General features: G+C 58.9%; 19 protein-coding genes. 8 read left to right on the top strand and 11 right to left on the bottom strand.

The features are described 5' to 3' along the window. Positions 1-9 precede the first annotated feature (9 nt). A complete protein-coding gene (locus V476_RS05405) occupies positions 10-2,955 on the bottom strand; it encodes a Tc toxin subunit A (protein WP_235810963.1) in 2,946 nt (981 codons plus the stop codon). A gap of 237 nt (positions 2,956-3,192) precedes the next feature. Between V476_RS05405 and V476_RS05400 the strand changes: the two genes are divergently transcribed. Next, positions 3,193-6,012, top strand: coding sequence for an RHS repeat domain-containing protein (locus V476_RS05400; protein ID WP_024959720.1), 2,820 nt, complete (start codon positions 3,193-3,195; stop codon positions 6,010-6,012). Positions 6,013-6,148: 136 nt separating this feature from the next. Then, a complete protein-coding gene (locus V476_RS05395) occupies positions 6,149-8,953 on the top strand; it encodes an RHS repeat-associated core domain-containing protein (RefSeq protein WP_024959721.1) in 2,805 nt (934 codons plus the stop codon). Between the two features lie 88 nt (positions 8,954-9,041). On the opposite strand, the gene V476_RS05390 is transcribed toward V476_RS05395, so the two are convergent. Continuing rightward, entirely contained in the window at positions 9,042-10,565 is a 1,524-nt protein-coding gene (locus tag V476_RS05390) for a fumarate hydratase (protein WP_024959722.1), read from the bottom strand. A 179-nt stretch (positions 10,566-10,744) separates the two neighbouring features. Between V476_RS05390 and V476_RS05385 the strand changes: the two genes are divergently transcribed. After that, a complete protein-coding gene (locus V476_RS05385) occupies positions 10,745-11,683 on the top strand; it encodes an iron-sulfur-binding ferredoxin reductase (RefSeq protein ID WP_024959723.1) in 939 nt (312 codons plus the stop codon). Between the two features lie 115 nt (positions 11,684-11,798). Here V476_RS05385 and pyk read toward each other — a convergent pair whose 3' ends face one another. After that, a complete protein-coding gene (gene pyk, locus V476_RS05380; protein ID WP_003345368.1) occupies positions 11,799-13,250 on the bottom strand; it encodes a pyruvate kinase in 1,452 nt (483 codons plus the stop codon). A 176-nt stretch (positions 13,251-13,426) separates the two neighbouring features. Here pyk and V476_RS05375 point away from each other — a divergent pair, with 176 nt between their 5' ends. Both V476_RS05375 and V476_RS05370 read left to right on the top strand, forming a co-directional pair. Next, complete coding sequence (locus V476_RS05375) at positions 13,427-13,822, top strand: tetratricopeptide repeat protein (protein WP_003345370.1); 396 nt, start codon at positions 13,427-13,429, stop codon at positions 13,820-13,822. Between the two features lie 203 nt (positions 13,823-14,025). Next, positions 14,026-14,385 carry a PilZ domain-containing protein gene (locus tag V476_RS05370; protein WP_003345371.1) on the top strand — a complete coding sequence of 120 codons (360 nt, stop codon included), beginning with the start codon at positions 14,026-14,028 and terminating at the stop codon, positions 14,383-14,385. A 28-nt stretch (positions 14,386-14,413) separates the two neighbouring features. On the opposite strand, the gene V476_RS05365 is transcribed toward V476_RS05370, so the two are convergent. The 6 genes from V476_RS05365 to V476_RS05340 are packed head-to-tail and all read right to left on the bottom strand — an operon-like array spanning position 14,414 to position 21,283. Then, entirely contained in the window at positions 14,414-15,757 is a 1,344-nt protein-coding gene (locus V476_RS05365; protein ID WP_004416314.1) for a DUF58 domain-containing protein, read from the bottom strand. Continuing rightward, positions 15,754-16,794, bottom strand: coding sequence for an AAA family ATPase (locus V476_RS05360; protein WP_024959724.1), 1,041 nt, complete (start codon positions 16,792-16,794; stop codon positions 15,754-15,756). The genes V476_RS05365 and V476_RS05360 overlap by 4 nt, the downstream gene beginning before the upstream one ends. Continuing rightward, the gene (locus V476_RS05355; RefSeq protein ID WP_024959725.1) at positions 16,791-18,008 is read right to left on the bottom strand and encodes a DUF4350 domain-containing protein; all 1,218 of its coding nucleotides are present in this window, start codon (positions 18,006-18,008) and stop codon (positions 16,791-16,793) included. Before V476_RS05355 ends, V476_RS05360 begins: the two co-directional genes overlap by 4 nt. Continuing rightward, positions 18,005-19,594, bottom strand: a complete 1,590-nt coding sequence (locus V476_RS05350; protein WP_024959726.1) for a DUF4129 domain-containing protein — start codon at positions 19,592-19,594, stop codon at positions 18,005-18,007. The genes V476_RS05355 and V476_RS05350 overlap by 4 nt, the downstream gene beginning before the upstream one ends. Continuing rightward, the gene (locus tag V476_RS05345) at positions 19,581-20,561 is read right to left on the bottom strand and encodes a stage II sporulation protein M (protein ID WP_024959727.1); all 981 of its coding nucleotides are present in this window, start codon (positions 20,559-20,561) and stop codon (positions 19,581-19,583) included. The genes V476_RS05350 and V476_RS05345 overlap by 14 nt, the downstream gene beginning before the upstream one ends. Then, complete coding sequence (locus tag V476_RS05340) at positions 20,558-21,283, bottom strand: RDD family protein (RefSeq protein ID WP_024959728.1); 726 nt, start codon at positions 21,281-21,283, stop codon at positions 20,558-20,560. The genes V476_RS05345 and V476_RS05340 overlap by 4 nt, the downstream gene beginning before the upstream one ends. Positions 21,284-21,463: 180 nt before the next feature. On the opposite strand from V476_RS05340, the gene sbcB reads away from it, so the two are divergent. Continuing rightward, positions 21,464-22,894: an exodeoxyribonuclease I gene (gene sbcB / locus V476_RS05335; RefSeq protein WP_004416328.1), complete on the top strand. Its 1,431-nt coding sequence runs from the start codon at positions 21,464-21,466 to the stop codon at positions 22,892-22,894. Positions 22,895-22,966: 72 nt separating this feature from the next. On the opposite strand, the gene mvaT is transcribed toward sbcB, so the two are convergent. Then, positions 22,967-23,347: a histone-like nucleoid-structuring protein MvaT gene (gene mvaT / locus V476_RS05330; protein ID WP_002554971.1), complete on the bottom strand. Its 381-nt coding sequence runs from the start codon at positions 23,345-23,347 to the stop codon at positions 22,967-22,969. Positions 23,348-23,705: 358 nt separating this feature from the next. On the opposite strand from mvaT, the gene purU reads away from it, so the two are divergent. Together purU and V476_RS05320 are read left to right on the top strand one after the other, a co-directional pair. Beyond that, on the top strand, positions 23,706-24,557 hold the full coding sequence (gene purU / locus V476_RS05325) for a formyltetrahydrofolate deformylase (RefSeq protein WP_003413243.1): 852 nt from the start codon (positions 23,706-23,708) through the stop codon (positions 24,555-24,557). A gap of 77 nt (positions 24,558-24,634) precedes the next feature. After that, positions 24,635-24,835 (top strand): hypothetical protein, encoded by a 201-nt coding sequence (locus V476_RS05320; RefSeq protein ID WP_003425184.1) that lies wholly within the window; start codon positions 24,635-24,637, stop codon positions 24,833-24,835. Positions 24,836-24,884: 49 nt separating this feature from the next. On the opposite strand, the gene V476_RS05315 is transcribed toward V476_RS05320, so the two are convergent. Next, entirely contained in the window at positions 24,885-26,357 is a 1,473-nt protein-coding gene (locus V476_RS05315) for an inorganic phosphate transporter (RefSeq protein ID WP_003425186.1), read from the bottom strand. Positions 26,358-26,437 lie beyond the last annotated feature (80 nt).

Below are 26,437 nucleotides of genomic sequence, written 5' to 3'. Positions count from 1 at the left end.
GCTCACGGCTTAACGGTTGGCGGCTATCACGGCTTCGCCTGTGGACTTCCAGTGCGAGGCCGTGCTGGTCGCTGTCAGGTCGGTAGCCGACAGTAATTGTCTTGCCGAAAGGCCGGTGACATCACTGGCGCTGTGCATCCGGCTTAACCAGTCCACCTCGTGCATGCTGGAAGCGATACGATCTGACCCGGTCAGCAATGCGTTTGCGGTCAGCACTTCAGATGACGTCCAGCCTGTCAGTGATGCCAGCCGCGCAGCACATTGGGTATTGTCTCGAGGCGTGTCATTGGCTTGCTTGAAATACTCGAGCAGCGCTTCTTCCGGGTAACCGCAGTTGTCGCGCCAGTTGCGATAACGGTCGAGCAAATACAGACTGCTCATTGAAAGGGGAAGCAGCCCGCCAAAGTCTGCATGCAGCCAGCGTGGATTGATCAAAAAAGTGCGCAGTGCCCAGGCGCTCAGCCCCAGTTGCTGGCTGACTTCTGAATAGCGAATCAGCGTCGAGAGTGTCTCAATGACGCCATTATCCCAAAGTAACGCAGCGAGAAACTTGTTTACGTCGCTGCCTGCCCAGCGTATCACCGGCTCGCAACGGTCCGGCGGCAAACCGGTGAGGGTCAGCAACAGCTCTTCCACCAGCCGATGCTGATTCCGATAGCCGTTCAATACGAACGTTGCAAGTCTGGCTTCGACTTCGCTTGCAAGGGGTTCCGCGATGGCTATGGCGGACAAGCGTTCATGCAGGGTGCGGCGGATGCTGACCGCGGGTTCCTCGTGCAGCGGCTGAGTCCTGACCAGCCCTGATTCGTCGATCAGGTAAGAGAGGATTAACCACCAATTGATGGTGTTGTTTTGGTCATCCTTGCTTGGCAAATCAAGGGATGCCAGCTGGTCGCTGTTCACTACAGCCAGGCGCGCATCATTGGTTAATTGCTCAAGCTGAACAGTCAGTTCCTGCGTGACTATTGTTTCGGTCATGTCCCAGCCTGCCTGACGTCGCAGTGTGGTGACGTCTCGATCAGACGCTTCGAGCCATGTGACTGCCCAGTCCAGTTGCATCAGGATATCGAGCACGTCCGGTTCGGTGTCGTCGAGTTGACCTGAGACCACCTTTTTCCGAAAAGACAGAGAGCCTAGCAGGTCGATCAATGCCCGGCATTGCGCAGTGGTCAGACCGAACATCGAAGCAATGCGGGCTTGGCGGTACAGCGAAGAGATCATGCTGACGTTGAGTCTGAAGTCAGTGGGCGCGTTGCCAATCAGTTCGCTAACATCGATGGCCAGTTGCCTCAGGCCCTCATGGGTGCTGGATAAATGCAAGGCTCGGCTCAATTGAGCGCGAGCTTTGACGTGCTCGCTACTGTCCTGATCGAGGTCGAGAATCGACCCATCCAACACCAGCGGGGTATCGAACAATGCAGGGTTGTTGAATACCCGGTCGAACATCGGCAAGCGTCCGTCGTTTGCCTCGCCGGGCATCTGGTGAACAAAGGCTGCAAACTCACCAGGCGCGAGGCCGTAACGTTTGTTCAGATACCGATAGGTTCCCAGTGCGCGCAGCGTATTTACCGTCAGCACCATCTGAGGGTTCACGTCGCCTTCGGAGCGAATGACGGCCATGACCAACGTGTCCAGCGCTGTAAAAGGAATGCCCGTCCAGCGCTGCAGACGGATCATGCGTTGCAGGCGGTCGAAGCGGTCCACGCTGGTGTTGGTCAGGTATACGACACCATCAATGTCCTTGCGAAGCCCCATCGCTGGATCGGCGGCTGTGCCATTGACGTATCCAGCCCCAAAGCGACTCACGATTGCAGCAGCGCCTTCATCATGTGACGGCTTCCCCCCGGCAATTTGTCCAGCCGATTGGATATTGGGCGAGGGGTAAGGCGTATGACCGCCCATGGCAAGAAGTGCTTCCACGGCATCGCTGTCGAGCTCGGTCTTGGCCATGAAGGTATCAAGGCTATTGAGCGGATTGCTGGCGTCGTCTGAGTAAGCGATGTTGTATTTGGTTTTGAAGAACGGAATGATGACTTCCGGCTGAGTCGTCAGTGCAGGTTCAAGCACGATTGCCTGTTGTTCAGGACTTAAACCGCTCATCAGCGCCTGTGCGATGGCGCTGGATTGCTGCACTTTTCCAAACTCGTCAGTCGGCGTCGAGGTCGCCGGAACTTCAAGGCTGACGTGATAACTCAGCTCACCGAGCATCGGCTTTTTGCCTGCCAGCCCCAGCGTTATCTGTTGAAAGTGAAAGTTGTAAGGAAACTGAAACGGGTGTTGTTTTTCGGCCACCAATTGGTAAATAGTCTTGCCCTTGTCCTCAGGCACTGTGCCCACGTAGGCGTTGATGGCTTTACTTAACACCTGATTGACGATATGCAGCGTAGGCACTGGCGTGAAGGTGCTTTGGTGATCGATCAACAGATCCTTGAGGTCAGGCCGTCGTTCATCGAGCTTGATTCGGCTCGGTTCCGCTACGCTGCCTTCCAGCTGTTCCAGAGCAAAGCGATACAAGGACGTCAGGTACGCAACGGGTGAATCCTTTGCCTCGATTGCACCCACCTTGCAAAACAGATCCCAGTTCTCCTTGAACAGATTAGGGAAGCCAGGCCCGATGTCTACCAGCGAACGCACGCCGGTGCGCTGCGTCAGCTGTTGGGTTCGGCCTGAAGACAGCAGTTGATTGCGATACAGGCGCACGATCTGGGTGGCGTAACAACGAGCGTTTTCATAGGCGAGCGCTGCATCAGCATCACTGATGCGTGAGAGTTCGTGAACAAAAGCGCCTTTGGAGCGCCGTACGATATCGAACACTGAATGGATGTTCAGTTTTTCCATCGCGTTGATGAACGATAACGTGTCATCGCCATGTTCGTGCGTGTCGTTCCCGGATCGGGCCAGGTTGCGTAACAGGGAGAAGGGGTGCTCGGTCATGTCCGGCTCTCCAGTGGTCATGACCCAGCCTTGTTTACCATGGCGCTCGCGTCTAGCTGACAAAAGTGTCAGTCAACCATCAACAACACCAAAAATTTCTCATCAAAACAAAGTATTAGCGCCCGACGCTGAAGGTATATTCATTGGCGATTGACTACCCAACGGTTATGCCTATTGGTTCTTGACCAAGCCGCGTGCTTCCGTTTGTCTGCTGTTATGGTTGAAGGGCGTCACTAACGGCGGGTAGAGGTTTCAAGGATGAGCTCGATCACGCACACCAACACGCCGCAATTGGCGGTCAGCGATTCACGGGGTCTGCCGGTACGCAGTGTGCAGTTCTATCGTGGCGCTGATGGTCAGCCTGTTGACGCGAGGGTGACGCAGCACTATTTCGACAAGGCCGGGCGACTGATCGCCAGTCGCGATCCACGTTTTTCCAGTCGTTTGAAATACGGTGTCTGTGCGCCTGTGAACCTGATGCAAATCGTCAGCTTGTCCGGGGCTTTGCTGTTATCGAAAAGTGTCGATTCAGGTTGGCGGGTGAGCCTGAACGGCGAAGCGGGGCAGTTAGTCGACAGCTGTGACGGACGTGACAACCCGCGCCAGATCGAATACGACAGGCTGTTGCGCCCTTTGGCGATCAACGAATCAGGCCGAATGACCGAGCGCTTCACTTATGGCGGGCCTGCCACTGCTGAGCATAACCAGTGCAATCAACTGATTCGCCATGACGATACGGCAGGCTCGCGTTTGCTGCTGGACTATGGACTGTCGGGTAGGGCGTTGAGCGAAAAAAGGTACTTCCTGCAGTCGCCCGACAGCCCGGACTGGCCACTTGCCGAGCCCGATCGTGATGCACTGCTCGAGCCGGTCGGCCTGCAGACGCGCTGGGCTTTCAACGCGCAGGGCGAGGACCTGGCGCAGACTGACGCAAACGGTAATGTCCAGCGTTTCAGTCACGGTGTGGCTGGGCAACTGCACGCTGTTGAACTGACCCTGGCCAATACGGCACAGCGGCAAACGCTGGTCAGTGCCATTCACTACGACGCGTTCAATCAGGCCGAGCAGGAGACGGCAGGAAATGGTGTGGTCAGTCGCTATGTGTATGATCAACAGGACGGTCGGCTGACTGAGCTCAGTGCGCTATCTGCCGACGGCTCAGTGTTGCAAAAACTGAACTACAGCTATGACCCGGCAGGTAACGTTCTACTCATCAACGATGCCTCGCAACCAGACCGGTATTGCGGCAATCAGCGTATCGAGCCGATAAACCGTTACTGTTACGACACGTTGTATCAGTTGATCGAAGCCACGGGGCGAGAGGTCAGAAACGGGGCCAGCCATGGTCCGGCGCTACCCGGTCTGCAACCTCTGCCGACGCTCGATCCTTGCCAGGTCAGCAACTATAGACAGAATTACAGCTACGACGCAGCGGGCAATCTGCTGCAAATGCGCCACGAAGGCGCACACAACTTCACCCGCAACATGCACGTTGCCCCGGACAGCAACCGCAGCCTGCCCGACGATGACGGGGATGTGGATTTCGCTACGAGTTTTGATGCCAATGGCAATCTGCTGCAACTGGTTCGCGGGCAGGTTATAGGCTGGGATGCGCGTAACCAGTTGCAGCACATCACCACTGTGCAGCGTAAAGACGCACCGAACGATGACGAACGCTATGTCTATGACGGCCAGGGTCAACGTTGTCGCAAGATCAGCACCGCGCAGGCATCAGGTCGCACACTGACCAATGAAGTTCGCTACCTGCCGGGACTGGAAGTTCGGACCACGGCCGATGGAGAAACTCTTCACGTCGTTACGGCTCAGGCGGGTCGCAACAGCGTGCGGGTGTTGCACTGGGAAGCCGGAAAACCAGGCGCTATTGCGAACGATCAGGTGCGTTACAGCCTGGGTGATCATCTGGGCTCGAGCACGCTGGAGCTTGATCAGCAAGGCGGCCTGATCAGCCAGGAAAGTTATTACCCCTTTGGCGGCACGGCCTGGTGGGCGGCGCGCAGTGCAGTGGAGGCCAAGTACAAAACAGTGCGTTATTCGGGTAAAGAGCGCGATGCCAGCGGGCTTTATTATTACGGGTTCAGGTATTACGCGCCGTGGTTGCAGCGGTGGATCAATCCGGACCCGGCGGGGGCTGTGGATGGGTTGAATTTTTATGCAATGGTTGGGAATAGTCCGTTACGAAATAAAGATATAGCAGGTTTGCAACATCGACCTTATCAGGGCTTTCAAGACGCTTACGAGCAGCAGGCCAGTTCAAGTGGCCTCACCCTCATCGCTCGAGGCAGAGAAAATATAAAACTGTTGAAGAAGCCTCCGACAGATAAGCTGGGTCATGCCCTTGAGGTTGTTGAAGTGGCCTATAAGGAGAGTCAGCGTGTTTTTAATAGCGGAGATTTAACTGAAACGCAAAAAGTCGTCGTCTGGAATGTCATGGGGTATACATCATTGGCACAAATGCCCGAAATGGCCAGTCAGTACGCGAGTTTGAACGACGTGGTGCAGGATTATACGGCAGGGCACGGGTTTAATCAGTTTGCCGTCTTTGGCAGGCAGCCAGGTAATCAGGGTCTTACCTTTTCAAACGACCCACACAAAAGAATATTTTTAGGGCGTGAGGTATTGGATTTTCATGTGCTGGGAACCGCGCTGGTAATGGGCCATGAAATTTCCCATACCACGCAGAGGCGTTCGAGGGATTACATTTATATGAATGCGAGCGTCAATCGGGATGAAGGTGTTGAGCAGCTAACATCCGGTGACGTGGATGAGCATTTGCAGAGCATGTTAGAGTCGGCAAGTCATGTTACAGCAGGGCAGCATGATCACGTCATATTTTCGAATATTGATAGCATGATTAGCGAAGGTAAGCTGACGACAGGTGATGTAACAGGTCTGTTTGCAACCCGTAGTCTTCAAGATATCAACGTTAACCGCTTAAAGTACCCGGGTGTCCGGGACCGCATCCTGCGTAATAATGCAGATAATATTGCGTTTTTAGGGCTTTTTCTCGGAAGAGAGCAGGTTGTTTCAAAAATGAAGGCGCGAGGCTATGTTAAGTAGATGCAGGATGCTGTGGTCGCGCGAAGGTGTCTGGTCTGTACTTGAAGTATGAGCTTGATTTTTCGTGCTGCACGTCCGTGCACTGATCCTGTCAGGCAGGAATAGTGTTCTTATCAAACTTTCATGGATGAAGGTCATGAGTTCGATTGTGCACAGCAATACGCCGATACTGGTGGTCATTGAACCACGTGCGCTGGCCGTGCGTAGCGTGCAGTTCTGTCGAACTGTGGCCGGGCAGCCTCTTTGCGCGCGGGTGACCCATCAGCGCTATGACTGGGCAGGGCGTCCGGTTGTCGGTCGTGATCCGCGTCTGTTCAGTCGCTCGGAAACCGAAGCGCAGACCCCGGCAAATCGGGTGGTCAGGTTCAGTCTGTCCAGAGCGGCCTTGCTGAGCGAAAGCGTCGACTCGGGTTGGCGACTGAACCTGATGGGCGAGGCAGGGCAGTTGCTTGAAAGCCGGGACGGGCGAGGCACTCAGCGCTTGATGGAATACGACAGTTCGCTGCGCCCGGTCTCTGTGACAGAGCAGGGGCTTGTCTTGGAACGCCTGGCCTACGGTGGCGCCGACGCCGCTGAGCATAACCAATGCAATCAACTGATTCGCCATGACGATACGGCAGGCTCGCGCTTGCTGCATGATTACGGCCTGCCTGGCGCTGCGCTGGGTGAGAAACGGCATTTTTTGCAAGCGCCTGAAAGTCCGGACTGGCCGCTGGGCGAAGCAGAGCGCGATGCATTGCTTGAGCCTGTCGGGCTGCAAACCCGCTGGGGGGTCAATGCGCTGGGCGAAGCGATCTGGCAGACCGATGCCATGGGCAATACACAGTCCTTTGGCATGAGCGTCGCTGGGCAGTTAAAAGCTGCTGAACTGACATTGGCCGGTGCCTCACCACCGCAAACGCTGGTCGGTGAAATTCATTACAACGCGCTTGACCAGGTCGAGCAGGAAACGGCGGGCAATGGTGTTGTCAGTCACTTCCAATATGATCCGCAGGACATCCGGCTCGCTGCGCTCAGCGCGATGGCGGCGGATGGCGCGCTATTGCAAAAGCTGATTTACAGCTATGACCCGGTCGGTAATGTTCTGGTGGTCAACGATGCGTCCCAACCAGACCGTTATTGCAACAACCAGCTCGTCGAGCCGATCAGTCGCTTCGAGTACGACACGCTGTATCAGCTGATCGAAGCCAGCGGCCGTGAAGTCCGAAACGGTGCCAGCCATGGCCCGGCGTTGCCGGGCCTGCAATCTCTGCCGACGGATGATCCTTGTCAGGTCAGCAACTACACACAGCGTTACAGCTACGACGCTGCGGGTAACCTGCTGCAAATGCGCCACGAGGGCGCGCACGACTTCACCCGCAACATGCACGTTGATCCCGACAGCAATCGCAGCCTGCCCGACGCTGAAGGAGAAGTGGATTTCGCCACAAGTTTCGACGCCAACGGCAACCTGTTGCAGCTCGTGCGTGGGCAGACCATGAGCTGGGATGCGCGTAATCAGTTGCAGCACATCACCACCGTGCAACGTGAAGACGAGCCGAACGATGACGAACGCTATGTCTATGACGGCCAGGGTCAACGTTGTCGCAAGATCAGCACCTCGCAGGCATCAGGTCGCACACTGACCAACGAAGTTCGCTACCTGCCGGGGCTGGAAATTCGTACCACGGCCGATGGCGAAATCCTTCATGTCGTTACGGCTCAGGCGGGTCGCAACAGTGTGCGGGTGTTGCACTGGGAGGCTGGAAAACCGGATTCCATTACGAACGATCAGGTGCGTTACAGCCTGGGTGATCATCTGGGCTCAAGCACGCTGGAGCTTGATCAGCAAGGCGGTCTGATCAGCCAGGAAAGTTATTATCCGTTCGGCGGTACGGCCTGGTGGGCGGCGCGTAGTGCAGTGGAAGCCAAGTACAAGACCGTGCGTTATTCGGGTAAAGAGCGCGATGCCAGCGGGCTTTATTATTATGGGTTCAGGTATTACGCGCCGTGGTTGCAGCGGTGGATCAATCCGGACCCGGCGGGGGATGTGGATGGGTTGAATCTGTACCGTTTTGTTGGCAATGCGCCGGTACTCATGGTCGACAACACCGGCTTGTTTGGTGAGCGAAGCAACGCTGCGAAGCAGGCTGCCGAAGCGAGCAAGCTGCACTTTGATACGTATCTTCAACCCAGAATAATGGAGCGGAGGGAAAGGGATAAGGAAAGCGCCATCGAATCATTGAAAAAGCGCACGGGGGCGACGTCTTCAGGAAGTGTGGGAGAACTCCTGGAGGCGGTGAGCGGGGTTCTTGAGACAGCTCCGATGACCTTTAATATACAGCCAGAAAAGCTTGGACGGTTGAAGGGCGAGGGAATGATTAATAGGTGGCATACACTAACGCATGAGGACAGCTGGACGCGCAGGAGAGATAAATTCGAAAATCTGATGTTTAAGTATGGCGATTCGTCGTCTGAGCTTGTTCGTAGAGCAGCCCTGACTGGAGCGCAAGAAAACAAGGGAACTCTACGTCCTCTTTACGGTGCTCTTCAGGTCGACAGGCATAGCGGTGCAGGCGGTGCACCTAGCCACGGTAGTGCGGCTTTTCACCTGTCAGACCAGGCGAGGTCCTATATGACGTTTACAGGAGCCGACAGCCTATGCTCAAAAGTCTCCCTGGATGTCCTGGCTTCGTCTGGAAATGTGTTTCCCTTGGTAACCAGCATGCTTCCTTGTACTTGGGAAGCGCTCACTCAGGGCTTGGGTAAAAACGATAACGCCGAACCCGGATCTGGATCCTCCAGCTATATAGAATGGCAGTCGCATGCCCCCGTAAAATGGCGAGATATGAAGTTTTTGAAGTTCGAGAAGTTCTCTGATCTGGACACGGCAAGGTCTGATCCTTCAACCGTAGCTTTTTTCAAAAAACATGCCGTTCCAGTGCGTCTGTATTCGATGTAGTGGCGAATGACTGCGTGGGGCAAGGCGCGGCACTCAGAAGCTAATGCAGCAAGCCCGGCTTGTTGGCCGGGCTTGCTGACATTGCTGCTTACTGCACTTCCACCGCCAGACTGTCGCTGATCTTCTTCTGCCAGATCTGCGGGCCGGTGATGTGAACGGATTCACCGGTGCTGTCGACTGCAACGGTCACCGGCATGTCCTGGACCTCGAACTCGTAGATCGCTTCCATGCCCAGTTCGGCGAAGGCCACGACGCGGGATTTCTTGATCGCCTGAGCCACCAGATAGGCAGCACCACCGACGGCCATCAGGTATACGGCCTTGTGGTCACGGATCGCTTCGATGGCGGTCGGGCCGCGTTCGGACTTGCCGATCATGCCCAGCAACCCGGTCTGATCGAGGATCTGCCGGGTGAACTTGTCCATTCGCGTCGCCGTGGTCGGGCCGGCCGGGCCGACGACTTCTTCGCGTACCGGATCAACCGGGCCGACGTAGTAGATGAAGCGACCCTTGAGGTCTACTGGCAGGGTTTCACCCCTGTTGAGCATTTCGACCATGCGCTTGTGCGCTGCGTCGCGGCCGGTGAGCATCTTGCCATTGAGCAAAACGGTTTCGCCCGGTTTCCAGCTTTGTACTTCTTCCGGGGTCAGGGTATCGAGGTTGACGCGGCGGGCCGATGGGCCGGCTTCCCAGACGATTTCCGGGTAGGCGTCCAGCGATGGAGCCTCCAGCGAGGCAGGGCCGCTGCCGTCGAGCACGAAGTGCGCGTGTCGGGTGGCGGCGCAGTTGGGGATCATGCACACCGGCAGCGACGCGGCGTGGGTCGGGTAATCCATGATCTTGACGTCGAGCACGGTGGTCAGGCCGCCCAGGCCCTGAGCGCCAATGCCCAGCTGGTTGACCTTCTCGAACAGCTCCAGACGCATCTCTTCGATACGATTCTGCGGGCCGCGGGCTTTCAGTTCGTGAATGTCGATGGACTCCATCAACACTTCCTTGGCCATGACCGCGGCCTTTTCTGCGGTGCCGCCGATGCCGATGCCGAGCATGCCCGGCGGGCACCAGCCTGCGCCCATGGTCGGAACGGTTTTCAGAACCCAGTCGACGATCGAGTCGGACGGGTTGAGCATCGCCATCTTCGATTTGTTTTCCGAGCCGCCGCCTTTTGCCGCGACGTCCACTTCCACGGTGTTACCCGGGACGATGGAGTAGTGAATGACGGCCGGGGTGTTGTCCTTGGTGTTTTTGCGAGCGCCTGCCGGATCGGCAAGGATCGAGGCACGCAGCACGTTTTCAGGCAGGTTGTACGCGCGGCGCACGCCTTCGTTGATCATGTCGTCCAGGCCCATGGTGGCGCCGTCCCAGCGAACATCCATCCCCACGCGCACGAAAACCGTGACGATGCCGGTGTCCTGGCAGATCGGGCGATGACCGGTCGCGCACATGCGCGAGTTGATCAGGATCTGGGCGATGGAGTCACGAGCGGCAGGCGACTCTTCACGCAGATACGCCTCGTGCATGGCCTGGATGAAATCCACGGGGTGGTAATAGGAAATGAACTGCAGTGCGTCTGCAACGCTCTGAATCAGGTCGTCTTGCTTGATCACGGTCATGCGGCGCGCTCCTCTGTAAGGACGGGAACATTCAATTACGCTATCGGCGGCAGTCTGGAACTGCGGCTTGAACCAGAGCTGTCAGGGTGGCGATAGCGGGCGCAAAAAGGCGCGGCAGTATAACCCGCCCGACAGGCCAGTCTGTACAATCGCCGTTATTTTCTGCACAGGCCGTCTTGATGCCTCAATTGCATGTGGGTGAGCTTAGCTGGTCGGTGGCATCGGCCAGCAATCTGCTCGACGCCCTGAACCATGCCGGTATTCCGGTCCCTTATAGCTGTCGTGCCGGCAGTTGCCATGCGTGTCTGGTGCGCGTCGTAAAGGGCGAGCCTGAAGACGCTTTGCCCGACGCGCTGCCTGCCGAAAAGCGCCAGCAGGGTTGGCGGCTTGCCTGTCAGTGCCGAGTGACGGGGGATCTGGCTGTCGAGGTGTTTGACCCGCAGCGTGATGGCCTGCCTGCCACGGTGGCAGGCTGCGACTGGCTCTCTGCATCGGTGCTGCGTTTGCGTCTGGAGCCAGCGCGACCGCTGCGCTACAGCGCCGGGCAGCACCAGGTGTTGTGGACTGGCAGCGGTGTTGCGCGGCCTTACTCGCTGGCGAGCCTTCCCGGTGAGGATGCGTTTCTGGAGTTTCACATCGACTGCCTGCAGCCTGGGGCCTTCCGTGACGTTGCCCGCCAGTTGCAGGTCGGCGACGCCCTGAGGCTCGGCGAGTTGCGTGGCGGGGCGCTGCGTTACGACCCGGACTGGCAGGAAAAACCCTTGTTGCTGCTGGCCGCCGGCACCGGGCTCGGGCCGTTGTGGGGTGTGCTGCGCGAGGCGCTGCGCCAGGACCATCAGGGCGCCATACGCGTGATTCATCTGGCCCGCGACAGCCAGGAGCACTACCTGGCCGATGAACTGCGCGCCCTGGCTGAGCGTTATCCCCAAGTGCATGTTCAGTTGGTTACCCCGCAGACGCTACAGGCAACCCTGGCTGAACTGCGCCTGTTGTCGCGGCACGCGATGGCGCTGGTGTGCGGCAGTGCCGACAGCGTGGAGATGTTTGCCAAGCGCCTTTATCTGGCGGGGCTGCCGCGTAATCAGTTGCTGGCGGATGTGTTTGTGGCGCGGGATTAAGAGTGAGTTACAGCTCTCGTTCTTCGGCACGATAATCACATGATTCGCAGGGCTGACCCAACGCAAAAGGCCCCGACTCTTGCGAGACGGGGCCTTGGCTTGCCGTGTGCTGCGATCAGACCAATGGGTCGCCAACGTGCAGAATCTTCATGCCGTTGGTGCCGCCGATGGTGTGGTAGCTGTCGCCCTTGGTGAGGATGACCCAGTCACCTTGCTCGACCAGACCACGCTTGAGCAGTTCGTCGACTGCGGCCTGGCTGACCTGACCTGGCGGCAGGGCTGCCGGGTCGAATGGCACGGTGTAGACACCACGGAACATCGCTGCACGCGCCTGAGTACCACGGTGCGGAGAGAACGCGTAGATCGGCACCGAGGAGCGAATGCGCGACATGATCAGCGGGGTGTAGCCGCTTTCGGTCAGTGCGATGATCGCCTTCACACCCGGGAAGTGGTTGGCGGTGTACATGGCCGCCAGCGCGATGCTTTCATCGCAACGGGTGAAGGAGTGACCGATACGGTGGCTGGAAGTCTTGCCGGTCGGGTGCTTTTCAGCACCGATGCAGATACGGGCCATGGCCTGAACCGCTTCGATCGGGTAGGAGCCTGCAGCACTTTCGGCCGACAGCATCACGGCGTCGGTGTAGTCGAGCACGGCGTTGGCCACGTCGGACACTTCGGCACGCGTCGGCATGGGGCTGGAGATCATCGACTCCATCATCTGCGTGGCAACGATCACTGCCTTGTTGTGGCGACGAGCGTGCAGGATGATGCGTTTCTGTACGCCGACCAGTTCGGCATCACCGATTTCAACGCCCAGGTCACCACGAGCGACCATGACCGCGTCACTGGCGCGGATCAGCTCATCCAGCACTTCGTCGTTGGCAACGGCTTCGGCGCGTTCGATCTTGGCCACCAGCCAGGCCGTACCACCGGATTCGTCGCGCAACTGGCGAGCGTATTCCATGTCGGCGGCGTCGCGCGGGAAGGAAACGGCCAGGTAGTCGAGGTCCATCTCGGCAGCGAGCTTGATGTCCTGCTTGTCTTTTTCGGTCAGTGCCGGCGCCGTCAGGCCACCACCACGACGGTTGATGCCTTTGTGGTCGGACAGCGGGCCGCCGATCAGCACGGTGCAGTGCAGTTCGTTAGCGGTCTGGGTGTCGACGCGCATGACCACGCGACCATCGTCGAGCAGCAACTCGTCGCCTACGCCGCAATCCTTGACCAGATCCGGGTAGTCGATACCCACGATCTGTTGGTTGCCACTGGTCAGCGGATGAGCGGTGGAGAAGGTGAACTTGTCACCGACCTTCAGCTCTATTCGCTTGTCGGTGAACTTTGCGATACGGATCTTCGGACCCTGCAGGTCGCCCAGCAGAGCGACGAAGCGCCCGTGTCTGGCGGCGATTTCGCGGATCAGCCTGGCGCGAGCCTTGTGCTCGTCTGGAGTACCGTGGGAGAAGTTCAGACGAGCAACGTCCAGACCCGAAAGGATCAGTTGTTCGATGACTTCCGGCGAATTGCTGGCAGGGCCAAGTGTGGCGACGATTTTGGTGCGGCGAACGGTCATGCACAAACTCCTTAATTGAAGCGCAGCGAGAGGCTACTCCTGTCTGGGTCTTTAGTCATTGTTCCTTTGCACTACCGTGTCAGGGTCAGGGAGGGCAATCGGCTGACAACCGGCGCTCTATTGGCCTGAAGAAACAGGCCGTGACGCCGATACAGGGCAGAGAACAGGAGAGTCCCATGCGTATTGTAACGATTGTTGTATTACTGACTGCGCTCAGCGGTTGCACCCGCTGGGCGATGAATTCCAACCTTGATCACGCTTACCGTGCCTATCAGGAAGGTGACTGTGATCGGGTGATGCTCGATCTCTCCAAGGTCGAACGCCAGAGCCGCTCGCGCCGTTATGTCCAGCCGGAAGTGTCGATGTTGCGCGGCCAGTGCCTGGAACGGCAGAAATTGTATGTCGATGCGGCACAGACCTATCAATTCCTGATGGCGCAGTATCCAGAAAGTGAATACGCCTTCCGTGCACGCGCCAGACTCGACACGCTGGCACAAACAGGTCTTTACCCCAGGGCTCAACCTGCCAGACCCATACCTGTACCTGTTCGAAACGCTCCTGTATCGAAATAATTACCCTCGTTTGAATGGAAGGTGCTGTGTTCGGGTGGATTTTGAATAATTGTGAGCTAGGCTGAGGTCACAAAGCGGACGAGCTGCTGGGCTCCGGGTCGAGACTGTTTCCTGGATAGCCTTTGTCGTGCAGCGCATTAGAAGTCCGCAACGAACACACGGTGCCGCCTTGTCGCAGCATCGGTCTCGGAAGGCAGCCTGCCATGTATAAAGAGCGGAAAATCGAACGTCATCAACTGCAGGATTATTTGCAGGTTTTCAATCGTCATACCGGCAAGCTGGTGGGGTGTCTGGGGAATGTGTCCGGTGAGGGGCTGATGCTTATCAGCAGTCTGCCGGTGCTGGTGGGCGCGAGATTCGATCTGTGCCTGAAACTACCGAATGGCAACGTCGGACAGCCCATCGATGTGAGTGCCAGGTGCCTCTGGTGTCACGAAGACGAGACACCAGGCAGCTATGACTCCGGTTTTGAATTGTGTCAGGTCTCGACAGAGTATCTGGAGTTCGTGCAGCTGTTGCGACAGTACTTCTGTTTTTACCCCTCCTACGAAGCCTCTGCCTGAGGCTGCTGCCTGACGGGCAGGGCGTCGTTCATAACGTACCTGCCTTTTTCCAGCTCATGTAACGGTTGACCAGCTGTGGGCCCAGTTCTCCTGGCCGCGCATCCATGATCACGATGCCTTGCGCGCTCAAACGATCGTGCAGCGAAGCGCGGGCATTGAGGAAGTCGATCGTCCCGCAATAACTCAGTGCTTCATCGTAGGTGTGTACCGGCGAGTGGCGCAGGCCGTCGAGGACTTCTTCGCGCAGACTGGCGATCAGTACCCGATGCTGTTTGCCGAGCTGCCTGGCAGCGGCCAGCAGTTCCTCATCGTCTTCATCGCGCAAGTTGGTCATCAACACCACCAGTGAACGTCTTTTATGACGAACCATCAGATGGCGCACGGCGGCGCTGTAGTCAGCGGGGCGCCGGGTGGTCTGCAGGTCATAGACTGTGTTGAGCACCCGATTCAACTGCCCAGGCCCCTTCACCGGCGCCAGATAACGATCCTGCTCGCCGGCAAAGGTCGCAATACCGACAGAATCACCCTGACGCAGCGCGACGTAACTCAATAGCAGGCAAGCGTTGAGGGCGTGATCGAAGTGAGACAGGTCGCCGTCCTGACTGCGCATCCGACGTCCGCAATCGAGCATGAAAACGATTTGCTGATCCCGCTCGTCCTGGTATTCCCGTGCGATGGGCGCTCGCTGGCGGGCGGTGGCTTTCCAGTCGATCTGGCGCAGGCTGTCGCCCTCGCGAAACTCACGCAACTGGTTGAATTCCATGCCCAGCCCGCGGCGTTGTAGCTGGCGTATGCCCAATTGGCTCAGCCAGTTATCCACCGCCATCAATTGACCGCCGCAGAGGCGGGCGAAATCCGGATAGACCCGCGTGGTGCCGGGCACTGCCAGGTAGCGTCGTGTCGTCCACAGGCGCAACGTTCCCGGCAGGCTGATTTCGCACTGCTCAAACGTAAAGTGACCCCGGCTTGACGGGCGCAGGCGATAGCCGATGCTGCCTTTACCGCGTGCGGCCAGGGTGAGGGACTGAGGCAGGTTTTCGTGTTCCAGCCCGTGCGGCACATGATCGAATAGCCGCACGATCACGGGTCTGCGATTGTCGTGCTGGACGTCGAGCCGGACTTCGTTCCAGCGGTCCAGCGTCAGACTGCCCGCCAGCTCGCGCTGCACGCGTGGCGAGGGGCTTCTGAGCAGCCAGATTGCATCAAGCACGCTCACGACGACGAGGGCCAGCAATGCCCCCCAGTAAAGGTCGTCGATTTTTGCCGGATACTCGATGCCCAGCGCATGAAACGTTCCGAGCAGCAAGGCCACGCCCATCAGTCCGCCGAGCCAGCGCAGCAGCGTTATCGACGGCTTGAGGACCTGTTTCACAGGCGCGGTGCCGAGACCTGGTCGAGGATCTGCCTCAGCACCTGATCCACCGACAGCCCTTCGATGTCCAGCTCAGGCGACAGCCTGACCCGGTGTCGCAGCACTGCCAGTGCACAGCCCTTGATGTCGTCCGGGGTCACGAACTCGCCGCCACGCAACACGGCTCGGGCCCGCCCACCACGCACCAGCGCAATCGAAGCGCGAGGGCCTGCGCCCTGACTCAGACCTGGCCAGGTGCGCGTGCTGCGTGCCAGTCGCACGGCGTAGTCCAGCACTTGCTCATCGATGGGCAGTTCGCTGGCAATGCGTTGCAGCGCCTGAACCTCGCGGGCCTGCATGATGACCCTGAGCGGTCGCACATCCAGCATGTCAGCCCGGGACGAGCGGGTGACCTGACGTACCATGTTCAGCTCTTCCTGCGCTTCGGGATAATCCATGCGCAGTTTGAGCATGAAGCGATCCAGTTCAGCTTCAGGCAATGGATAGGTGCCCTCCTGTTCGATGGGGTTCTGGGTCGCCAGCACCATGAACGGCTGCGGGATCGGCAGGGCGCGCCCTTCAAGGGTGACTTGCCGCTCCTGCATCGCTTCGAGCAAAGCCCCCTGGGTCTTGGCCGGTGCCCTGTTGATTTCGTCGGCCAGCAGCAGGTTGGTGAACAGCGGCCCCTTGCGCAGCTTGAACTGCTCTGTCTGCATGTCGTATACCGCATGACCGGTGACATCGCTGGGCATCAGGTCCGGCGTAAACTGGATGCGGGCGAATTCGCAGCCGATGCAACTGGCCAGCGCCCGAACCAGCAGGGTCTTGCCAAGTCCCGGAACACCTTCCAGCAACACATGCCCGCCACCGATCAGCGCGGTCAGCACATCGTCGATAACCGCATTTTGTCCAATCACGGCCTTTTGCAGCTCATTGCGCAACGCCTGAGCCAACTGGCTGGCGCGCTGCCGCTGCTGCAACTGAGTGGAGGATTCGGCTGCGGGCTCGGCAAGTGGCTCGGTGCTGCTGCCTGATGGGGCGGGTGTTTGATCGCTCATAGGGCATTCCTGATTGTTTGCAGGTGGGCTACCTGGCGGGTGAATTCGCTGTGTGACAGGCGTTGCGGCGGGCGAGGGCGCAGCGCGTCGCTGATGGCGCTGGTGGGCTGACGGGTCAGGCGTGCAAGCACTTGCCATTGTTCGGCAACGACCAGCCGCTCGAAACCGGGATGCAACCGGCGGGCGCGACGCAGGATGTCCTGTTGCAGGCGTTTGATCAGCGTCTGCTGCCCTGTGTGTTTGCGCAGGAACTCGGCACTGGCGCGCAGGTGCTCGGTCAGTTGGCGGCGTGCAAGTGGCGCGGGTCGACGCAGCGGGCCCTCGCGCAGACCGATGTGCCACAGACCCAGGCCGATCAGCAGTGCCAGCGTCAGCAGCGCCTGAGGATAGTTGCGCAGCAACAGGCTCAGCAGGTTGTCGTGTTCGGTTTGCAGCACCAGGGTCACTTGGCTGTCCTGCGTCAGATACCAGAGCAGCCAGGCATTGTCATAGTGGCCGATCGAGCGGGTTTTCCACAGGTTGGCGTCCGTGATAACCGTAATCAGCCCAGTGCCCCGGCTTATCTGCAGCAGGTGCGTGGCATCGGCGCTGTTGGCCCAGGACTGGGCGTGATCCTCCGGGTCTTCGAGGTGAAACGCCGGATCGAAACTCATGTAGGCCGGGGCGCTCTCGTTTTCCAGGTACAGGCGGGTCAGCTCTGGCCAGGGCATCTTCTTGTGTTTGGGTGCGGGCGTCATCAAAGGGATGGGCAGTGGTGGCTGAGCGTCGGTCAGCTGCTGTTCCTTGGCATTGATGTCTTTGGTGAGGTACTGATGAATCTGCAGACTGTCCAGCAGCAGATCGCCGCTGCGACCTTTTTGTTCGTCCCACAGTTGTTCGGCGACGAACAGCAGGTGCCCGCCTGCTTCGGCCCAGTTCAGCAGCTTTTGGGTTTGCGCCGGCGTCATGTCTTCCCGGTCATCGAGCAGCAGCAGGGTCTGGGTGCTCTGACTCGGGTCGGGAAGCTGGGCCAGCGTATCGACGGTATTCACTGTGACAGAGAGGCCACGCAGAAAATGTTCGGCCGCCAGCCAGGGATTGGCCTTCGCCTCTGGCGAGGGGCCCTGATCGACCGTTTTCTCGTAGCGCTCGAGCTGAGTGCTCAGAAACAGCGCGCCACTTGCCAGCAGCAACAGGACCAGCAGCCCGATCAGCAGTCCGGTGCGGCGGCTCATGGCTGCGCTGCCTGGTTGAACAGGCGACGCCAGCCATCGCAGAGTTCCTGCCGGGCATGCGCCGGTGGCAGGCGATGCCCGTAGGCGAGGTTTTGCCAGTGTGCGGTCAGCGCGCGGCTGAATTCACTCAGCAGCGGCTGGTTGAGCGCGGCGATACGTTCGAGTACCTGACTTTCGGTATCGGCATTTTTCAAGGGCAATCGATAGTCGCTCAGCAAGCGGCTGAGCAAGGCGCGGTACAGCAGACCCAGCGCTTCGCGAGGCTGGCTGTTCCAGAGCTGCTCGGCCCGGCCGGCAACATCGTCGGGCAGGTTTTCAGCATTCACTTGCAGACCAAAGAGCTGCTCGGGTGTCGGGCGGGTGGTTTTGGCCTTGCCGGTCTTCCGGCCGACGAAGGTCCTGAACCAGTCCCGGTAACGAAAGATCACCAGCCCCACAAGCCCGATGACCACGGCCCACAGCAGTACTTCAATCAGGCCGGCCAAGGCGCTCGCTGCGCGCAGAAGCCGGTTGAGCCAGGTCATCAGCCAGCCCTGATCACGCGTGTCCCGCGCCGCAGACTGGCCTTTCTGTTTTTCAGGAAAGCGCCAGCCCGTTTCGGTTCGGGGGTTGCGGAAGGGCGGCTGTTGCAGAACGTTGTGGATCTGGCTGCGTGCCGCTTCGCTGGTCAGGGGCTGGCGGGTCAGGCGCGGCGTGTCGGGCGCCGCCACGGACGGAGCGGATTGCGCAGGGGCGGATTCCGGCAACGGGCAGCTGTAGCTTGGCTGATCGGCCCAGACCGGTGCTGGCGCTGCCGAAAGCATCAGCCCGACGCCCATCAACACGGCATAGGCCGTACCGATCAGGCGCTGGCGCAGGCGCCGGAAGATCAGTTCTATATCCCAGGCTTCAAGAACCGTGCGGCGATTCAAGTACAGCGTGAAGCCGCAGGCGACATACACAGGCTCCCAAAGTATCAGCGCCAGGGCATAGAAGAGGTTGGTCAGGTGGTCGATCCACAGCCATTGGTTTTCGACGTCGAGCAGACTCATCCAGTGCCAGTCGATCTGGATCTGCTGCGGTATCAGGGCGTAGAGCAGGACCAGCAGGCCTATCCACAGTGCGTATTCCAGGTGTGCGCCAACGATGGTGAGCAGCTGTGCGGCACGCAGGTCTTTCTGGCTGAGCAGGCTGATGCGCAGGGCGCGCTCGGTGCCTGCCAGATGCTCCAGTTGCTGCACCGGCAGTTGAAAACTGCGACTCAGGGAAAGACGTCGCCACAAGAGGCTGGGCAGCAGTTGCTCCTTCAGGGTCGCCGGCCAGGCCTTGAGGGCCTGTCGCAGTGTCGGCGTGGCACCGAACAGTGACTGCGAAAGGATCAGCAGCGGCAACCGCTCGAACGCAGGTTTGAGCCACCAGAACAGCAGGATGGCGGCCGTGGGGTAATCCCAGAATAGTGCACTGAGGACACAGAAAAAGGGCAGGGTGACGATTGCCCAACTGCTCATCAGCACACCGCGGTGCCGCCCGGCGAGCAGCACGCCCAGGTCGATGGCCTCCCACGGCGAGCGAGGGCGTATTGCAACAGTCGACTCAGTCAGGCGCATGAGGTGTACGTCCTGCCAGAGTCAGATACGCGGCCACCAGCACCCACAGGACGGCACCTGTCAGGTACTTGAGAAGGGGGCCGGGCCAGGTCATCGATGACCAGTAGGCCTCGATGAAGGCTGCGATCAGCAGAAACAGGATCACCCCGCCGACCAGTTGCATGCTGGCCCGCGCGGCGATGCGCAGTGCGGCACTGCGCGTCAGTCTTCCCGGAGCCAGCAAGGGCCATCCCAGTTTGAGGCCCGCCGCCCCGGCGAGGGCGATGGCCGTCAGCTCGAAGGCGCCGTGACCGATGACGAAGGGCCAGAAGGTCTGCCCGTAACCGATGTTTGTCAGGTGCCCGGCGATTGCGCCGGTCATCAAGCCGTTGAAGAGCAGGAAAAACAGACTGCCCAGCCCGAACAGCAAGCCGCTTGCATAGGTTTGGAAGGCGATACCGATGTTGTTCATGATGTAGTAGCCGAACATCATCCAGTCCGTATCGGAACCCCGTTCGACGGGCTGACCGACCCGGCTGGCCGACGGGTCATACATACTCTGCATGTCTGCCAGTTGTTCGGGGCTGACGACGCTGTAGATCAGTTGTGGAAAACCATAGACCAGCAACGCCATGCCGATCAGGCTGCCGAACAGCAGCAGGCTGGCAACCAGTACAAAGCGCCATTCGGCCCGCACGCGTCGCGGAAAGCCGCTCAGAACGAAGCTCAGCAGTCGCACCCCGGCAGTGCTGCGGTGGCGGTAAAGTTGCTGATGACCGCGCATGGCCAACTGATGCAAGGGGTCGACCAGGTGGCTGCTGTAGCCGCGCTCCTGCGCCAGCGCCAGATGGTGGCAGAGGCGTCGATAATCGCCGGGAAAGGTCTCGCCGCCGCTGACATCGGCCTTGCCCTGTTCAAGGGCCGTCAGGCGCTGCGCGAAGCGTTGCCACTCCTGCTGATGGCGGGTTTCAAACAGGCTCTGCTTCATGTCGGCCCCAGCAGGTTGCGGGCGATGCCGTTTACCTGAGCGACCGCCGTGTCGGCGGGGATACGCAAGGGTTCGGCGAGGATGGTCGCCAGTTCCTGGGTTCGCGCGCTGGACAGTTCAGCCTGCCGCTCCGCCAGGCCGAGCAGCGCGCGCTGTTCATCCAGACGCAGGGCAAAGGGCACCATGACCGGTTCGGCCTGCGGCAGAGTAGGGCGCGCCACCGGCCGGTCGCTGTAAATCACCAGCGTTCCGGCGGCGAGATCACCCAGCCGTTTGAATAGCGGATGGTTCAGACAAGTGATCGCGCCAAGCCCGTAGCCCAGCGGGAGCATGTCGACGAAGCGCAGCAGGTTGCGGATCAGCGAAGAAGACCAGTCTATGGGCGTGCCGTCGTCATGCACCACCCGCAGCCCGAGCAGGCGCTTGCCCGGTGTGCGTCCCTGGTTGAGTACTTCAAACAGCACCATGTACCACCAGTTCACCAGAAAAAACACCAGAGCGGCCAGACCCATGCCGAGCTTGTCGAACAGCTGCAGAAGCACGAAGAACACGCCGAGGAGGGCTGCGCGAATGGCGAAGTCGATGCCGAACGCCAATGCGCGGGAAACCAGCCCGGCAGGGCGCAGAAGCATATCGATGCCTTCTGGCGTCTCGATTTCAATGCGCGTGTCCAACGGCGTGGGCAGCGCTGCACTCCTTGGCGAAGCGGGACGGGATGACATTGTCGGAAGGACGCGCCTGAAAACCAAAACTGATGCTAGCTACCGCAGCGGAGCTAAGCAACCGACCATTCAATACGCGTGCTGTAAGAAAACATTTCCCGGTGCGCCGGATACGACCCGATTAGCCAATGACACCTGTCACGCCCTACACTTCGCGGGTCTTTTGTTCAGGATCAGCCCGTGACCTCCAGCATCTTCTGGTACGACTACGAAACCACCGGTATCAACCCGCGCAATGACCGTGCGCTGCAGATGGCCGGAATTCGCACGGATACCGACCTCAATGAAATAGCGCCTCCGGTCAATCTGCACTGCCAGCTCAGCGATGACATCCTGCCTCATCCTGCCGCCTGCATGATTACCGGAATCACCCCGGCCACGCTGGCAGAAAAAGGCCTCTGCGAGGCCGATTTCATGACGCGCGTACATGCCGAACTGTCTGCTCCGGGAACCTGTGGCGCGGGTTACAACACCTTGCGTTTTGATGATGAAGTCACGCGCTACAGTTTTTATCGCAACTTCTTCGACCCCTATGCGCGCGAATGGCAGGGGGGCAACAGTCGCTGGGATCTGATCGATGTTGTGCGGGCTGCCTACGCATTGCGCCCCGATGGCATTGTCTGGCCGGAACAGGACGGCCGGGTCACGCTGAAACTGGAGCGGCTGACGGCTGCCAATGGTATTGATCACGGGCAGGCGCACGACGCGTTATCCGATGTGCGTGCAACTATTGCGCTGGCACGTTTGATTCGTGAAAAGCAGCCGAAGCTTTACGACTATCTGTTCGCATTGCGCAGCAAACAGAAAGTCCAGGAACAGGTTCGCCTGATGCAGCCTCTGGTGCATATTTCGGGACGCTTTTCTGCGGCGCGCAATTACCTGGGCGTGGTGCTGCCGTTGGCCTGGCACCCGCATAATCGCAACGCGCTGATCGTGTGTGATCTGCACCTGGATCATTCACCGTTGTTGCACGAGGGCGCTGAAACACTCAAGCGGCGTTTATATACGCGGCACGACGCGCTGGGCGACGGCGAATTGCCCGTCCCGCTCAAACTCTTGCATATAAACCGTTGCCCGGTGATCGCGCCGCTGGGGGTGCTGCGCAGCGAAGATCAGCAGCGGCTGCAACTGGACATGGCCGGCTATCAGGCACGCGCAGCGCAATTGAGTGAACGCCGCGAAGTTTGGCACGATAAACTGGCGGCCGTTTACGGCAAGGACGACTTCGTCGCAAGTGAAGATCCCGAACAGCAGTTATATGACGGTTTTATAGGTGACCGTGATCGTCGACTGTGTGAGCAAGTTCGGCAGGCCGAGCCCGAACAACTGGCGCGTGACGCCTGGCCGTTTGATGATGCCCGATTGCCTGAATTGTTATTCCGGTATCGCGCTCGTAACTTTCCTGACACCTTGAGTGGCGAAGAGCAAACACGCTGGCGGGATTTCTGTCAGCAGCGCTTGCGCAGCCCGGAATGGGGCGCTCCCAACACCCTGCATGACTTCACGGCCGCCTGGGTAGAATGCTCCCTTAGTGCCGCGCCAGAGCAGTTAGAGGTGTTGCGGCAGTGGCAGGATTACGCCAACAAGCTGAGTAACCGTCTGGGCGTATAAAAATACCGGGCAATAAAAAACGCCAGCAAGCTGGCGTTTTTGCAATCGCAATGAACCGCGATCTGGTGAAGCTTAGCCCAGCAAAGTGGCCCAGCTTTCAACGTCGTCGCTGCCCCACTTGGCTTTCCACTCTTTCAGCGTCTTGTGGTTGCCACCTTTGGTTTCGATGACTTCACCGTTGTGCGGGTTCTTGTATTGCTTGACCTTGCGCGCGCGTTTGGTGCCGGCAGGTTTAACAGCGCCGCCACGGGGGGCCTTGTTTACCTTGGCATCCGGATCCAACAGAGCAATGATGTCACGCAGCGACTTTTGGTATTCGCCCATCAGCGTGCGCAGTTTGCCTTCGAATTCCAGCTCGGTTTGCAGTTTGTCGTCCTGCGACAGGTTCTTCAAACGGGCTTGCAGTTCTTTGATGGCTTCTTCTGTAGCGCGGTATTCGTTGATCAGGGACATGAGGAGACCTTATGTTGTGAGGGTTGCAGGGATACAGTGCGGCAATAATAGTCACTGTAAATGAGCAAGTAAACATTAAATAAAAGTTTTATTTGAATTATTTAGCAATATACACGCGTCCTACAGACGTCTGAACTAGGAGCGCGTCACGCTTCCTTCAAAAGATCGCCCCTATAAAGCCCTTCTTATTACAGGTTTTGTTTAGCGATGGGCACACGGAAAACGCATACTGGCAAGGTGCAATCTTTGGCCTTGGCGGTGTGCTTTTTCGGCATCTGAATTCAGGCAACAGAGATACTGCAGTTTTGCTGCGCAGCCGCTAGAATAGCGGCTTTGCGAAGTTCTGGAGTTTCCCCCAATGCGCACTTTTCGTCTGGTGATTGCTTGCCCGGACCGTGTAGGCATCGTTGCCAAAGTCAGTAACTTTCTGGCGTCCCATAACGGCTGGATCACCGAAGCGAGTCATCATTCTGACAATCTCAGCGGCTGGTTTTTCATGCGTCACGAGATCCGTGCCGACACCCTGCCTTTTGACCTGGACGGCTTCCGTGAAGCCTTCACGCCGATTGCCGAAGAGTTTTCGATGGACTGGCGCATTACCGACTCGGCGCAGAAGAAACGCGTCGTGCTCATGGCAAGTCGCGAATCGCACTGTCTGGCCGACCTGCTGCACCGTTGGCACAGTGACGAACTCGACTGCGACATCGCCTGTGTGATTTCAAACCACCAGGACCTGCGCAGCATGGTCGAGTGGCACAACATCCCTTACTACCATGTTCCGGTGGACCCGAAAGACAAGGAGCCTGCATTCGCCGAGGTATCGCGTCTGGTCGGTCATCATCAGGCTGATGTCGTGGTTCTGGCGCGTTATATGCAAATCCTGCCGCCGCAGTTGTGCCGTGAATATGCCCATCAGGTCATCAATATCCACCACAGCTTCCTGCCATCGTTCGTCGGGGCCAAGCCTTATCACCAGGCCTCGTTGCGCGGCGTCAAACTGATCGGCGCGACCTGTCACTATGTGACCGAAGAGCTCGACGCCGGTCCGATCATCGAGCAGGACGTCGTGCGCGTCAGTCACCGTGACAGCATCGAAAACATGGTGCGTTTCGGCCGCGACGTGGAAAAAATGGTGCTGGCGCGCGGCCTGCGCGCTCACCTGGAAGACCGCGTTCTGGTTCACGACAACAAGACAGTCGTCTTCGGCTGATCTATCTTTTCCGGAGCGCGTCTGTCGCGCTCCCGACTCAGCTGTCGGCAAGGGTGCAACGCGCAAGGTGACAGCCAATGACCGATCCTCTCGACAAAGCCACTTCCACCGCTCCGGCAACGCTTGGCGAAGGCTGCCTGAGCCGCTATGACCCTGCTGAACTGACTGCTGAAAACGGCACTGATTTCGACGGTGCCGCAGCACTGTGGCGCGAGCTGCAGCAAGCGCAAGCGCCTGGTGAAGGGCTTGAGGAGGAGGGGGAACAAGAGGATGAGTGAGTCAAACCCTTGAGCGGTGCAAGGCATGCACCGCCCGAAGGGTTTCGGATCAGGCCAGGGCCTTGGAAGCCAGCCAGAACAACGCTGCGGACAAGGCGACCGTTGCCGGTAGGGTCAGCACCCAGGCCAGCAGGATGGTGCGCACGGTTCCGCCTTGCAGACCGCTCTTGTTGGCGACCATGGTGCCGGCTACACCCGACGACAGAATGTGCGTGGTGGACACTGGAAGACTGAACACGTTGGCCAGACCAATCGCGCAGGCGGTGGTGATCTGCGCCGACATGCCTTGTGCGTAGGTCATGCCCTGCTTGCCGATTTTCTCGCCGATCGTCAGTACCACACGTTTCCAGCCGACCATGGTGCCGATGCCCAGCGCCAGTGCGACCGCCAGAATCACCCAGAACGGTGCGTACTCGGTGGTGGTGGTCAGGTCCTTGCGAAGTTTCTCCAGGTCGGATTTTTCACGCGCTGACAGGTCCGGAAGTTTGCCGACCTTGCGGGCGGTGTCGTCCAGGCACAACAGGTAGCGACGAACTTCGATGCGGCTTTCAGGGGCCAGCGCGTGGTAGTCGGACACGCCCTTCAGGCGGTCGAGCAGCGCGTCGATGGTGGGTTCGGTCTGCTTCGGATTACAGGCAGAGCTGGACGGCAGGTCGCCTTTTTCGGCTTTACCCATGGCCAGGTATTCGCCCAGCGTGCTGCTGTTGCGCTGATAGAACTGGTTCAGGTGCTGGGTCGCATCGCGGGTGCGTTCGATCTGGTAGGTCGTGCTGGTGAGGTCAAGCACGAACTGGCTGGGCACGATACCGATCAGTACCAGCATGATCAGGCCAATACCTTTCTGGCCGTCATTCGAACCGTGTACGAAGCTGACCGCCATGGCGGAGATGACCAGCACCAGACGGTTCCAGAACGGCGGGTGCTTCTTGTCATCCAGCTTGCGGCGCTGGTCAGGGGTCTTGTGCATCTTCGACAGCGGACGCCACCATTTCAGGGCAATCAGTACCAGGCCCGCAACGATAAAGCCGGCCAGCGGCGAGAACACCAGCGAAGCGCCGATATCGATCGCTTTCTGCCAGTTCACGCCATCGGCCAGCGGGATATCGTTGAGCAGCGCATTGGCCAGACCCACACCGAGTATCGAGCCGATCAGCGTGTGCGAACTGGAGGCCGGAATGCCGAAGTACCAGGTGCCGAGGTTCCAGGTAATCGCCGCCGCCAGCAGCGAGAACACCATGGCCAGGCCATGTCCGGTGTTGACGTTGATAAGCAGTTCGACCGGCAGCAGGTGGACGATGGCATAGGCAACGCCCACGCCGCCCAGCAACACGCCGAGAAAGTTGAATACACCGGAAAAGAGCACGGCCAGATGAGGCGGCATCGCTTTGGTGTAAATGACTGTCGCCACCGCGTTGGCGGTGTCATGAAAGCCGTTGATGAACTCGAAGGTGAGGACGAAAGCCAGGGCGAGCAACAGGCTCACAAGCACCCAGGCATCAAGCCCGCTGAATAAATCGATCATGTAGGTTTTCTGACCGGGTCTGAAGGGGGCGCGATTATGACAGAAAAAATACCGAACGACTTGTCGTCACCACGTGGTGT

The sequence above is a fragment of the Pseudomonas syringae KCTC 12500 genome (genome assembly GCF_000507185.2).
Lineage (GTDB): Bacteria > Pseudomonadota > Gammaproteobacteria > Pseudomonadales > Pseudomonadaceae > Aquipseudomonas > Aquipseudomonas syringae.
This window is presented reverse-complemented; position numbering and strand designations above follow the sequence as displayed.